We start from the raw sequence: 12787 nt of genomic DNA, 5'->3' as shown, positions 1-12787 counted from the left end.
GTCCCTTCGCTATTGCAGCCCAGACGCTGCCCCTTTTTCTTTAGTTTTGGTGAGAAAGCTCATGAGTAAGCCCTCTATTTTGCTTGATTTTGGCCTGCTTAAGACCAATGGCGCTTTTCGTGCCGTTTTTTGCGCGCGCTTTATTTCCATTTTAGCGCTGGGGTTGATGGCCATTGCGATCCCGGTGCAGATCCAGGCCTTGACCGGGTCGACGTTGCTGGTCGGGCTATCCGTAACGCTGGCGGGTAGCGGCATGTTTGCCGGTTTGCTGATGGGGGGCGTGCTGGCCGACCGCTATGAACGCCGTCGCCTGATATTGTTTGCCCGCTCCACCTGCGGCATTGGCTTTGTCGGCCTGTGCCTGAACGCCGCACTGCCTACGCCTTCATTAACGCTGATTTACCTGCTGGCAGTCTGGGACGGCTTTTTCGGTGCGGTTGGCGTCACGGCACTGCTGGCGGCGACACCGGCGTTGGTGGGGCGTGAAAATATTGTGCAGGCCGGGGCCATCAGCATGCTGACGGTGCGCTTTGGTTCGATCCTCTCTCCGGCGATCGGCGGGTTGGTGATTGCCAACGCGGGTGTGGCATGGAACTACGGTCTGGCCGCATTTGGCACCTTGCTGACGCTGATCCCGTTACTGCGTCTGCCACAGTTGCTGCCGCCGCCGCAGCCGCGTGAGCACCCGCTACGTGCGCTGGCCGGTGGCTTTGGTTTCCTGTTTCGCAACCGGGTGATTGGCATGGTGGCGCTGATCGGCGCGCTGTTGACCATGGCCAGTGCGGTGCGGGTGCTGTATCCGGCCATGTCCGGTATGTGGCAGGTCAGTGCGGCTCAACTGGGCTTTATGTATTCCGCGGTGCCACTGGGAGCAGCCATCGGTGCCTTTACCAGCGGCCGGGTGGCTCATGTCGCGCGTCCGGGCTGGATGATGCTGATGACGGCGATTGGCGCTTTCGTCGCTATCGGCCTGTTCGGTCTGATGCCGTGGTACGGCCTGGCGCTGTTTTTCCTGGTGGTTTTCGGCTACCTGAGCGCGCTGAACTCACTGCTGCAGTATGGATTGATCCAGAACCTGACGCCGGATGCGTTCCTCGGCCGTATCAATGGTCTGTGGACGGCGCAAAACGTGGTGGGTGATGCACTGGGCGCGCTGCTGCTGGGGGCGATGGGGGCGTTTATGCTGCCGGCGATGACCTCCACCAGCTTTGGTTTTGGCGTGGCGCTACTCGGTGTAGTGCTGGCATTTGCGATGCGCGGTTTGCGTCAGGTGGGCAGTGGCGGGCAAGAAAGCGATCTCCAGCCCGCCGCGGGATCTACTGAGAAGTAAACTGCTTTTCCAACAGCGTCAGCAGGTTGCTGGCGCTGTAGTAATCGAGTCGGAAGGTGTCGCTGCCCAATGCGTAAACCCGCTTGTGCTGCACCGCCGGCAGGTCCGCCAGAAAAGGATTGGCCATCAGCCGCTCGACGTCGCTGTCATTGTTGGCGAACAGCATTAGCGTCTGGCCGTTCAGCCCTTCCGCCAGGTTCTCTCCAGCCAGTTGAATAATGTCCTTACGCATCCCCATGCTGCGGCTGTTGTTCAGCTTGGCCGGTAACGTCGCCAGTGTAAAACCCAACTGTTTGAGCATTTGCCCCTGGGAGGATGCGGCGGTCCACAGGTTGGCGGATTTGCCATCGGCGTTGAAGACCAGGGCGGAAATCGGTTGTTCCGGAAGTTTCATACGCTGCTTCAGCGATTGTTCACGTGCGTCGAAATCACTGACGACTTTCTGCGCCTGGGCTTCGTGGCCGGTGGCCTGGCCCAGTTCGAGTGCCAGTGCCTGCCAGCTTTTGTCGTCGTAATTGACCACCAGCACCGGGGCAATGGCGGAGAGCTGATCGTACAGACGCAGAGCGGAATCGGCACCGGTCGCCGAGATGATAATCAGATCGGGCGCCTCACCGGCAATGGTTTCTGCGTTGGGCTCGCCGATATACAGGCGTTTAACGCCGCGCTGCGTCGCGACAGCGCTCCATTGATGGAAGAACCCTTGTGAGTCTGCCACCCGGTTGTTGGGGGTAGTTGCGCCACTGGCGATCACCGGGGCATCAATCGCCAGCAGGGTTCCGGTAACGGTAACGCTGGTAGAAACGATGCGGGCAGGGGCTTGCGTGAGGGTTACGACGCCGTGTGAGGTTTCGATTTTACGCGGCCAACCGGCGTCTGCGGCATGGGCCGTGCCAATCAGCATCAGCCCAAACAGCATCAGGCTGAAGACGGGGTTCTTCTTCATAAAGCATTCCTTAGAAGTTAAATAGTAATACTTATCATTTATATAATTAAAACTGCTGGTTTTATATCACGATTATGAATGGAAGAACTGTTTACATTTATTGACATAGCATATTCACGAGGGTAATTTAACGCGATTCAATACAAATGATAATCATTATTATACAGGTTATTGTTCATGATACGAAAGGGAGCACCGATGAGCGTTACACTAAACAGTACCGGGCAGAAGAAGCCGCAAAGCAAGGATAGCGAACAAGCTGCTGCAAATGTGTCGCCGACCTCCGGCTTTTTCTTTACCTCTCCTTTCCGTAGCCTGAGCACCCAAGGCTGCTTTGCCAAAATCACGATGCCGGCCCATAACGGGGACCAGCTTAACGGTGAGTTCCAGCAGGCGGTACAACATGCTTTTGCCGAAGCGAAACTGGCGGGGGTTAAAAACCCGGTTCTGTGCGGCGCGATCCCGTTTGATACTCATCAGCCCTCAGCGCTGTTTATTCCCCAGCAAACCCAATGGTTTGAGCGCGATGCCTTTCTGGCCGGCGTAACTTCCCCGCAGGACGCGTTGCCGGAAATTATCCGCCAAAATGAAGTGCCTGCCCAACAACCCTTTATGCAAATGGTGGCGGATGCGGTGGAAGCGACCCGCGGCGACCAGTTGGATAAAGTGGTGTTGTCGCGCCTGCTGGAGATTGAAACGCGTGAGCCGGTAGACCGCCAGGCGTTGATGGCGCGGATCATCGCCCAGAATCCTCATGGTTTCCACTTCCATGTCCCGCTGGAACAGGGGGCATTGCTGGGGGCCAGCCCGGAATTGCTGCTACGTAAATCCGGCGCGCAGTTCTACTCCAATCCGCTGGCCGGTTCTGCTCGCCGTGATGCCGATCCGCAGCGGGATCTGGAAGTCAGCCAGCAGCTGTTGGTGTCCGAAAAAGATCGCTATGAGCACCAGTTTGTCACCGAAGGCATGCGGCAGGTGTTAGCCGAGCGCTGTCGCTATCTGAATATTCCCACCGTTCCTGAATTATTGAGCACCACCACGCTGTGGCACCTGTCCACGCCTATCGACGGTGAAGCCGCCAACCGCGCTGAAAATGCGCTGTCGCTGGCCTGCCTGCTGCACCCAACACCGGCGCTGTGCGGTACCCCAACCGCGCTGGCGCATCAGGTGATTAAGCAGTTGGAGCCGTTCGATCGCGGCCTGTTTGGCGGCATCGTCGGCTGGTGTGACGCCGAAGGCAACGGTGAGTGGGTAGTGACCATCCGCTGCGGCACGGTGCAGGGCAATCAGGTGCGACTGTTTGCCGGTGCCGGCATTGTGCAAGACTCTTCGCCGGAATCCGAATGGCATGAAACCGGCACCAAACTCAGTACCATTTCGCGGGCGTTTGGCCTGAACCAAGGATAGACATTCTGATGACCATTGCTTTTACCCCCTGGCCTGAGGCGTTAGCCCATCGCTATCGCGAACGCGGCTATTGGACCGACCGGCCCCTGACCGACATCATCACTCGCCAGGCCAAAAATGACGCTATCGCGCTGATCGACCCGGAGCGCAGCCTGAGTTACCGCCGGCTTAATCAGCTCTCCGATCGGTTGGCTGCCGCCCTGCAGCGCCGCGGCATTCAGAGCGGAGATACTGCTCTGGTGCAGTTGGGCAACGTGGTCGAGTTCTATGTGACCTTTTTCGCGTTGTTGAAAATTGGCGTAGTGCCGGTGAACGCGCTGTTCAGCCATCAACGCAACGAGCTGAACGCCTACGCCGTACAGATCAAACCAGCATTGCTGATTGCCGACCGTCAGCATGGCCTGTTTGGCAACGACGAATTTCTGACGGCGTTTCGCGCCGAGCATCCTTCATTGCGCGTGGTGGCATTGCGCAATCAGGACGGGGGCGAGCAGTCGCTGGCGGCCTGGCTGGAAGAGGACAGCAGTGGTTTTGTTGCGACGCCAAGCCCGGCCGACCAGGTGGCGTTTTTCCAGCTTTCCGGTGGCAGCACCGGAACGCCAAAGCTGATCCCGCGGACTCACAACGATTACTACTACAGCATTCGCCGCAGCGTGGAAATTTGCCATTTCGACGTCGATACCCGCTACCTGTGCGCGCTGCCGGTGGCCCATAACTATCCGATGAGTTCTCCGGGCATCCTGGGCGTGTTTTATGGCGCCGGGCTGGTGGTGTTTGCCAGCGACCCGGATGCCGGACAATGTTTCCGTTTGATCGAGCAGCATCAGATTAACGTGACGGCGCTGGTGCCACCGGCGGTGACGCTGTGGCTGCAGGCGATTGAAGAGTGGGGCGGTTGCCAGCAACTGGCCAGCCTTAAGCTGTTGCAGGTGGGCGGCGCCAAGCTGGGCGAAACCCTGGCGGCACGTATTCCGGCCGAGATCGGCTGCCAGTTGCAGCAGGTGTTCGGCATGGCGGAAGGCCTGGTGAACTACACCCGTCTGGACGATGACGACCAGCATATTCTGACCACTCAGGGCTGCCCGATGTCGCCGGATGACGAGCTGTGGGTGGCTGACGAAGATGGCAACCCGCTGCCGGTGGGGGAAACCGGGCGTCTGATGACCCGTGGCCCTTATACCTTCCGCGGCTATTACCAAAGTCCGGAGCACAACGCCGCCGCCTTTGATAAGGACGGTTTCTACTGTTCCGGCGATTTGATCAGCCTGACCGAAGATGGCTATGTGAAAGTTGAAGGGCGACAAAAAGATCAGATTAACCGTGGTGGGGAAAAGATCGCTGCGGAAGAAATCGAAAACCTGTTATTGCGCCATCCGGAAGTGATCAATGCGGCGTTGGTGTCGATGCCGGACGAACTGATGGGTGAAAAAAGCTGCGCCTATATCATCGCGACCAGCGCGTTGAAGCCGGTAGTGTTGCGCCGCCATTTACGCGGCGAGGGCGTGGCCGAATTTAAATTACCCGACCGTTTTATACAGGTTGATACGCTGCCGCTCACCCCGGTTGGCAAAGTGGATAAAAAACTGTTGCGCCAACGCCTGGAGGCGCAACAACTGACTCTGGTCCAGGGAGAATAAGTCATGGCCATTCCAAAACTGAATGATTACGCGTTGCCGACTCAGGCTGAACTGCCGACCAACAAAGTGAGCTGGACGGTGGAACCGCAGCGCGCTGCACTGTTGATCCATGATATGCAGCAGTATTTCCTGAATTTCTGGGGTGAAGACAGCCCGTTGATCAAGCAGGTGGTGGAGAATATTGCCAACCTGCGTCGTTACTGCAAATCACAGGGGATCCCGGTGTTTTACACCGCGCAGCCAAATCAGCAGAGCGATGAAGACCGTGCATTACTCAATGACATGTGGGGGCCGGGCCTGAATAAGCACCCGGAACAGCAGGCGGTGGTCGCCGCTCTGGCCCCGGAAGAAGACGATACGGTGTTGGTGAAGTGGCGCTACAGTGCCTTCCACCGCTCACCGCTGCAGGAAATTCTGCAGGAGTCGGGGCGCGATCAGTTGATCATCTGTGGTGTCTACGCCCATATCGGCTGTATGACTACGGCGATCGACGCCTTCATGCGCAATATTCAGCCGTTTATGGTGGCTGACGGCCTGGCCGATTTCTCCCGCGAAGAGCATCTGATGGCGCTGCGTTATACCGCCGGCCGTTGTGGCCGCGTGGTGACGACTGCCGAACTGTTGCCGGGTATTGCCAGCAAGGCTGCCTTACGCCAGCAAATCATGCCTTTCCTCGATGAAGACAGTGAGGATATGGGCGACGATGAAAACCTGATCGACTACGGTCTGGATTCAGTGCGCATCATGGAGTTGGCGGCACGTTGGCGTAAAATTCGTGGCGATATTGATTTTATCGCACTGGCCAAGAACCCGACCATCGATGGTTGGTGGACGTTGCTGTCGGAGGGAAAAGCCTGATGGAACAACGGGGCGATTTCGCCGGTAAGCGAGTCTGGGTCACTGGTGCTGGGGCCGGGATTGGTCTGGCAACGGCATTGGCGTTTGTGCAGGCCGGTGCCGAAGTGATTGGCTTTGATAAACATTTTGGCGAGCCGGAATACGCATTCCGCACCGAAGTGCTGGATATTGCCGACAGTGATGCGGTAGATCGGGTTTGCGGACGTTTGCTGGCGGAGCAGGGGGCGTTGGACGTGCTGGTCAACGGCGCCGGTATTCTGCGTATGGGGCTGGCGGATGAAACCAGCACCGCAGATTGGCTGGCTTGCCTGGCCGTCAATGCCGGTGGGGCATTTAATATGTTCCGCCACGCTTTGCCGGTATTCCGTCGCCAACGACGCGGTGCGATTGTCAGCGTGGCATCTAACGCCGCGCATGTGCCGCGCGTCGGTATGGCGGCCTATTGTGCTTCCAAGGCGGCATTACGCAGCCTGTGCAACACCGTAGGGCTGGAGATGGCCCCTTATGGCGTACGTTGCAACCTGGTTTCGCCAGGATCGACCAATACGCCAATGCAGCGCGGCATGTGGCAGGATGAAACCGGTGAGCAGAACACTATTAACGGTTTCCCGGAACAGTTCAAATTGGGCATTCCGCTGGGTAAAATTGCTCAGCCGCAGGAAATCGCCGATGCCATTTTGTTCCTGGCTTCCGATCGCGCCAGCCATATCACCATGCAGGATATTGTGATTGACGGCGGGGCGACGCTGGCGGCCTGATAATCAGGTTCTATCTTCGCGATAGCCGTAAGGCGCTGCAAGCAGCGCCTTTATTTTGTAGTGAAATAGTTGTCTTTAATCCCGAGATACTCGGGCCTAGCGCACCGAGGGGCGCTCCGGCGGGCAAGCCGCTACGACCCCTTCGGCACGCTCTCCCTAATAACGAGTATTGTTAGTTGTATGGAGATACTGGGAGGATTACTGAAGTTTTGAGCGCTTCCGGACGTCAGATGCGAAAAAAGCGCCAAAAGGCGCTTTTTTCTGTAGTGGTGGGTCGTGCGGGATTCGAACCTGCGACCAATTGATTAAAAGTCAACTGCTCTACCAACTGAGCTAACGACCCGCAGAAGTGGTGGGTGATGACGGGCTCGAACCGCCGACCCCCTCCGTGTAAAGGAGATGCTCTACCAACTGAGCTAATCACCCACTTCAGAACTTCCGGGTACTGCCAAACAAGAGAATGAGTGGTGGGTGATGACGGGCTCGAACCGCCGACCCCCTCCGTGTAAAGGAGATGCTCTACCAACTGAGCTAATCACCCTCATTCTTCTCATTTCTTACTGCTTTACTACTCAACAAGATGGTGGGCGATGACGGGCTCGAACCGCCGACCCCCTCCGTGTAAAGGAGATGCTCTACCAACTGAGCTAATCGCCCCGTCTTGTTGGAGTCGCATTATAGGGATAGTTGAAAGTGAGTCAACGGTTTTTAAAATGATTTCAATCGTTCGCCGCAAATTTAAACAGGATGCGATATTTATCGCCTGCAATGTCGAATCTTTGCACATTGTTATGCGTAAAGCGCCGCAGAGATGATGAAATCAGCCTTGGCAATATCGTGTCAGCGTTGAGGAATTAGCGCGTGGTGGTACAATGTTGCCCACTTTTTTAAATTCCGAGCAATCGTCGGCAACCGCCGACACGCGTTGCGTAATAAGGCAGTGAAACCAATGAAAATCAAAACCCGTTTTGCACCGAGCCCAACCGGCTATCTTCACGTCGGTGGCGCCCGTACTGCGCTTTACTCCTGGTTGTTCAGCCGCCATGCGGGCGGTGAGTTCGTTCTGCGTATCGAAGATACCGATCTGGAACGCTCAACCCAGGACGCGATCGACGCAATTATGGATGGCATGAACTGGTTAAACCTGGATTGGAATGAAGGCCCGTACTTCCAGACCAAACGTTTTGACCGCTATAACGCGGTGATTGACGACATGCTGGTGCAGGATACCGCCTATAAATGCTATTGCTCGAAGGAACGTCTGGAAGCGCTGCGTGAAAAGCAGATGGAAAACGGCGAAAAACCGCGTTACGACGGCCACTGCCGCGACAGCCAGTGCAGCCATACCGATGACGAGCCACACGTGGTGCGTTTCCGTAACCCGCAGGAAGGCTCGGTGATTTTCGACGACAAGATCCGCGGCCCGATCGAATTTAGCAACCAGGAGCTGGATGACCTGATCATCCGCCGCACCGACGGTTCACCAACCTATAACTTCTGCGTAGTGGTAGATGACTGGGATATGGAAATCAGCCACGTGATCCGCGGCGAAGACCACATCAACAACACCCCGCGCCAGATCAACATCCTGAAAGCGCTGGGTGCGCCGGTGCCGGAATACGCGCACGTTTCGATGATCCTTGGTGACGACGGTAAAAAACTGTCGAAACGCCACGGTGCGGTAGGGGTGATGCAGTACCGTGACGACGGCTACCTGCCGCAGGCGCTGCTGAACTATCTGGTGCGTTTGGGCTGGTCTCATGGTGACCAGGAAATCTTCTCTATTGATGAGATGAAAGAGTTCTTTACCCTGGAAGCGATCAACAAATCCGCCAGTGCCTTCAATACCGAGAAGTTGCAGTGGCTGAACCACCATTACATTAACCATATGCCGGCTGAAGAAGTGGCAGTGCACCTGGCGTGGCATGTTGAGCAACTGGGTATCGAGACCCGCAATGGCCCTGAGCTGAAAGATATCGTTAAGCTGCTGGGCGAGCGCTGCAAAACGCTCAAGGAAATGGCCGAGTCTTGCCGTTACTTCTACGAAGACTTCAGCGAGTTCGACGCTGACGCTGCCAAGAAACACCTGCGTCCGGTCGCTCGTCAGCCACTGGAAGCGGTGCGCGCCAAGCTGGCCGCTATCACTGCCTGGACGCCGGAAAACGTGCATGACGCCATTCAGGGCACGGCAGATGAGCTGGGCGTAGGTATGGGCAAGGTAGGTATGCCGCTGCGCGTGGCGGTTACCGGTGCCGGTCAGTCACCGGGTATGGATGTCACCGTTCATGCCATCGGTCAGAGCCGTTCTCTGCAGCGTATCGACCTGGCGCTGGCTTATATTGCCGGGCGTGAAGCTTAAGGCTGAGCGTTTCCCTGCCAGTTAATGACAAAGCCCCGTGGAGCAATCCCGGGGCTTTTTTGTATCTGCTACTTGATGGCGAATTCCTGGTACGCCGCGGCAGGGTCATGATTTGGGTCATAATGCTCAATTTTTAGCAGCAAACGCGCTGATTTGGCGGCTTTTTCAGCGCTTGAAGCAGGAATGCAATTTAGCCGTTGACAGCTTAGAGTGGGTTTCATATTATGCGCCCCGTTCACAGGATTTTGTGATTGTGGATTGGGGCTATAGCTCAGCTGGGAGAGCGCTTGCATGGCATGCAAGAGGTCGACGGTTCGATCCCGTCTAGCTCCACCAACCTTTATCTCAGAAGGGTTGGGGAATACCGTAACGCCGGTTAAAGCGTACCACTTTTGTGGGGCTATAGCTCAGCTGGGAGAGCGCTTGCATGGCATGCAAGAGGTCGACGGTTCGATCCCGTCTAGCTCCACCACCATTTAAAAAGCCGACCTTAGGGTCGGCTTTTTGCTTTCTGTCTTTCCTTACTGCCTTCCCTTTCCCATGCACCGAATTGCTGGCATTAAAAAAGGCCGCCGAAGCGACCTTTATCTTACTGATATCTTACTGACGTTTCGGCTTAGCCCAGAACCAGGCCTGCGATGGACGCAGACAGGATGCTGACCAGCGTTGAACCGTAAACCAGCTTCAGACCAAAGCGAGAAACCACGTTGCCCTGATGCTCGTTCAGCCCTTTAATCGCACCGGCAACGATGCCGATGGAAGAGAAGTTGGCGAAGGAAACCAGGAACACCGACAGAATACCCATGCTGCGAGGAGAGAGTTCAGCAGAGATTTTCTGCAGTTCCATCATCGCCACGAATTCGTTGGATACCAGTTTGGTTGCCATGATGCTACCCACCTGCAACGCTTCGTGCTTAGGAATACCCATAATCCAGGCGAATGGATAGAAGAAGTAGCCCAGAATTTCCTGGAAGCTCAGGCCGAAGATGGCGCTGAACAGGCCGTTGAGCGCGGCGATCAGGGCGATAAAGCCGATCAGCATCGCAGCAACGATAATAGCTACTTTAAAACCAGCCAGAATGTATTCGCCCAGCATTTCGAAGAAGCTCTGGCCTTCGTGCAGATTGCCCAGGTGCAGTTCTTCTTCTTTACTGGTGTCATACGGGTTGACCAATGACAGCACGATAAAGGTGCTGAACATGTTCAGTACCAGTGCCGCGACCACAAATTTGGCGTCCAGCATGGTCATGTAAGCGCCGACGATGGACATGGAAACCGTAGACATCGCGGTCGCCGCCATGGTGTACATGCGCTTTTCAGACATCTTGCCCAGAATATCTTTATAGGCAATGAAGTTTTCAGACTGGCCCAGGATCAGCGAGCTGACGGCGTTGAACGATTCCAGCTTGCCCATACCGTTAACTTTTGACAGCACGGTACCAATGATGCGGATGACAAACGGCAGTACTTTAATGTATTGCAGAATACCGATCAGCGCGGAGATGAAGACGATCGGGCACAGTACCTTCAGGAAGAAGAAGGCCAAACCTTTGTCGCCCATACCGCCGAATACAAACTCAGTCCCTTGCCCAGCAAACCCGAGCAGCTTGTCAAACAGCGCTGCGAATCCTTTTACAAAGCCTAAACCCGCTTCCGAATGCAGGAAAAAATAGGCCAGCAGTACTTCAATAACCAACAGTTGAATAACGTAGCGAATGCGGATGCTTTTACGATCGCGGCATACTAAAAGTGCCAGGATCGTGACCACCACCAACGCTAACGCGAAGTGCGCAATATGGGACATGTTTGCTCCAAACTTGAGGCAGGCTGAATTTCGGATGTCATTTTATGTAACGCCACGTTTAAAAACGAGAGGTCTATTGCAAATATGGAAATTCATACTGGGAAACGTCTTAAATTATTACGGTAAAGCATAAAAAATCAATAGCTTAATGAAGTCATATGAAATTCCTATTCCTCCACTAATTTGATTATAAGACGGATTGTGCTCTGAATCTGGCCCGGAAGAGTGCGGAAAATGTTCATCTACCTGCTAAACCTTTCGTTAAATCCGTGGTTTTTATCTATTGCAGAGATAAGTATTACCGCCACAAATGCACTTGATAATTATTATCATTTACATAAGATAACCCCAGGCTTATTAGAAGTAAGGGTTCAGAACATGCTGAACAGTCGCGTGGTTGAGACCACCCCGCGCTCATCCAGGAAGATCAAACTTTCCCTGATGGGCCCCGCATTTATCGCGGCTATCGGCTACATTGACCCCGGTAATTTCGCTACCAATATCCAGTCCGGTGCCTCTTTTGGTTATACCCTGTTGTGGGTGGTGGTGTGGGCCAATGTAATGGCGATGCTGATCCAACTGTTGTCCGCCAAACTGGGCATTGCCACGGGTAAAAACCTGGCGGAGCATATTCGCGATCGTTTCCCGCGTCCGGCGGTGTGGGCTTATTGGGTTCAGGCAGAAATTATTGCCATGGCCACAGATCTGGCCGAATTTATCGGCGCGGCTATAGGTTTCAAACTGCTGTTGGGCGTGACTTTGCTGGAGGGAGCGATCCTGACCGGCATCGCGACTTTCCTGATCCTGATGTTGCAACAACGTGGGCAAAAATCTTTGGAATGGGTGATTGGCAGCCTGCTGCTGTTTGTCGCTTTGGCTTATATGGTGGAACTGGTGTTTTCCCAACCGCAGTTAGGCCCGCTGTTAACGGGCATGGCGCTGCCGGATTTGCCGAACGGTGATGCGGTGTTTCTGGCCGCCGGGGTGCTTGGTGCCACTATTATGCCGCACGTGATTTATCTGCATTCGTCGTTAACTCAGGCAGCAGGGGAAAACTCAAAGGCCGACAGGTATGCTGCCACCAAGGTCGATGTGGCCATTGCCATGACCATTGCCGGGTTTGTTAACCTGGCGATGATGGCTACCGCCGCCGCGGCCTTTCACTTTAATGGTCACAGCGGTATTACCGATCTCGACCAGGCCTATCTGACGCTACAGCCCTTGTTGGGGCAGGCGGCGGCCACGATCTTCGGGCTGAGCCTGGTGGCCGCCGGGTTATCTTCTACCGTGGTGGGCACGCTGGCGGGGCAGGTGGTGATGCAGGGGTTTGTGCGTTTTTACATTCCGCTGTGGGTGCGCCGTGTGGTCACCATGCTGCCATCGTTTATCGTCATTATGTTGGGGATGGACGCCACGCGCATTCTGGTACTGAGCCAGGTATTGCTGAGTTTCGGTATTGCACTGGCATTGGTGCCGTTGCTGTCGTTCACCGGGAATCGTGAGTTGATGGGCGAGATGGTGAACAGCCGCACCATACAGACGATAGGTAAGTTGATCGTGGTGGTAGTGGTGGGGTTGAACAGTTATCTCCTGGTCAGTAGCCTGCTGTGAGCGCCTATTAAATGAAAGGCCGGCAGTGCCTAATGCCGGTCAGCTAAGCAAAGTTCTGAATAATAATGTACGACTTT

The 12787-nt window shown here is 55.3% G+C and carries 9 protein-coding genes and 6 tRNA genes; 9 read left to right on the top strand and 6 right to left on the bottom strand.

The features are described 5' to 3' along the window. Nucleotides 1-61 precede the first annotated feature (61 nt). On the top strand, nucleotides 62-1330 hold the full coding sequence (entS, locus tag ACNT1W_RS19555; RefSeq protein ID WP_012146136.1) for an enterobactin transporter EntS: 1269 nt from the start codon (nucleotides 62-64) through the stop codon (nucleotides 1328-1330). On the opposite strand, the gene fepB is transcribed toward entS, so the two are convergent. Beyond that, a complete protein-coding gene (gene fepB / locus ACNT1W_RS19550; RefSeq protein ID WP_261277617.1) occupies nucleotides 1317-2276 on the bottom strand; it encodes a Fe2+-enterobactin ABC transporter substrate-binding protein in 960 nt (319 codons plus the stop codon). The genes entS and fepB overlap by 14 nt on opposite strands. 198 nt (nucleotides 2277-2474) lie before the next feature. On the opposite strand from fepB, the gene ACNT1W_RS19545 reads away from it, so the two are divergent. Genes ACNT1W_RS19545 through dhbA form a run of 4 tightly spaced genes read left to right on the top strand, consistent with a single transcriptional unit; the run spans nucleotide 2475 to nucleotide 6936 of the window. Then, entirely contained in the window at nucleotides 2475-3683 is a 1209-nt protein-coding gene (locus ACNT1W_RS19545) for an isochorismate synthase (RefSeq protein WP_419246036.1), read from the top strand. 8 nt (nucleotides 3684-3691) lie between these two features. Beyond that, nucleotides 3692-5320, top strand: a complete 1629-nt coding sequence (locus ACNT1W_RS19540) for a (2,3-dihydroxybenzoyl)adenylate synthase (protein WP_419246035.1) — start codon at nucleotides 3692-3694, stop codon at nucleotides 5318-5320. Nucleotides 5321-5323: 3 nt separating this feature from the next. Then, nucleotides 5324-6178, top strand: coding sequence for an isochorismatase (locus ACNT1W_RS19535; protein ID WP_012146132.1), 855 nt, complete (start codon nucleotides 5324-5326; stop codon nucleotides 6176-6178). Continuing rightward, nucleotides 6178-6936 carry a 2,3-dihydro-2,3-dihydroxybenzoate dehydrogenase gene (dhbA, locus tag ACNT1W_RS19530; protein WP_012146131.1) on the top strand — a complete coding sequence of 253 codons (759 nt, stop codon included), beginning with the start codon at nucleotides 6178-6180 and terminating at the stop codon, nucleotides 6934-6936. Before ACNT1W_RS19535 ends, dhbA begins: the two co-directional genes overlap by 1 nt. Before the next feature lie 267 nt (nucleotides 6937-7203). On the opposite strand, the gene ACNT1W_RS19525 is transcribed toward dhbA, so the two are convergent. The 4 genes from ACNT1W_RS19525 to ACNT1W_RS19510 form a co-directional block, all read right to left on the bottom strand. Then, nucleotides 7204-7279 (bottom strand) — tRNA-Lys (locus ACNT1W_RS19525). A gap of 7 nt (nucleotides 7280-7286) precedes the next feature. Beyond that, nucleotides 7287-7362: transfer RNA gene (locus ACNT1W_RS19520), tRNA-Val, on the bottom strand. 39 nt (nucleotides 7363-7401) lie between these two features. Then, nucleotides 7402-7477 (bottom strand) — tRNA-Val (locus ACNT1W_RS19515). Between the two features lie 40 nt (nucleotides 7478-7517). Beyond that, nucleotides 7518-7593, bottom strand: a tRNA-Val gene (locus ACNT1W_RS19510). A gap of 292 nt (nucleotides 7594-7885) precedes the next feature. On the opposite strand from ACNT1W_RS19510, the gene gltX reads away from it, so the two are divergent. The 3 genes from gltX (at nucleotide 7886) to ACNT1W_RS19495 (ending at nucleotide 9767) form a co-directional block, all read left to right on the top strand. Then, nucleotides 7886-9295, top strand: coding sequence for a glutamate--tRNA ligase (gltX, locus tag ACNT1W_RS19505; RefSeq protein WP_017893563.1), 1410 nt, complete (start codon nucleotides 7886-7888; stop codon nucleotides 9293-9295). A gap of 260 nt (nucleotides 9296-9555) precedes the next feature. Beyond that, nucleotides 9556-9631, top strand: a tRNA-Ala gene (locus ACNT1W_RS19500). A 60-nt stretch (nucleotides 9632-9691) separates the two neighbouring features. Beyond that, a tRNA-Ala gene (locus ACNT1W_RS19495) sits at nucleotides 9692-9767 on the top strand. Nucleotides 9768-9911: 144 nt separating this feature from the next. Here the strand turns inward: ACNT1W_RS19495 and ACNT1W_RS19490 are convergent. Then, nucleotides 9912-11099, bottom strand: coding sequence for a NupC/NupG family nucleoside CNT transporter (locus tag ACNT1W_RS19490; protein ID WP_012146129.1), 1188 nt, complete (start codon nucleotides 11097-11099; stop codon nucleotides 9912-9914). A 378-nt stretch (nucleotides 11100-11477) separates the two neighbouring features. Between ACNT1W_RS19490 and ACNT1W_RS19485 the strand changes: the two genes are divergently transcribed. Continuing rightward, nucleotides 11478-12710, top strand: a complete 1233-nt coding sequence (locus ACNT1W_RS19485; RefSeq protein ID WP_419246034.1) for an Nramp family divalent metal transporter — start codon at nucleotides 11478-11480, stop codon at nucleotides 12708-12710. Nucleotides 12711-12787: the final 77 nt, after the last annotated feature.

The organism is Serratia sp. NFX21, assembly GCF_048517035.1.
In the GTDB taxonomy this organism is placed as follows: Bacteria; Pseudomonadota; Gammaproteobacteria; order Enterobacterales; family Enterobacteriaceae; genus Serratia; species Serratia quinivorans.
This window is presented reverse-complemented; position numbering and strand designations above follow the sequence as displayed.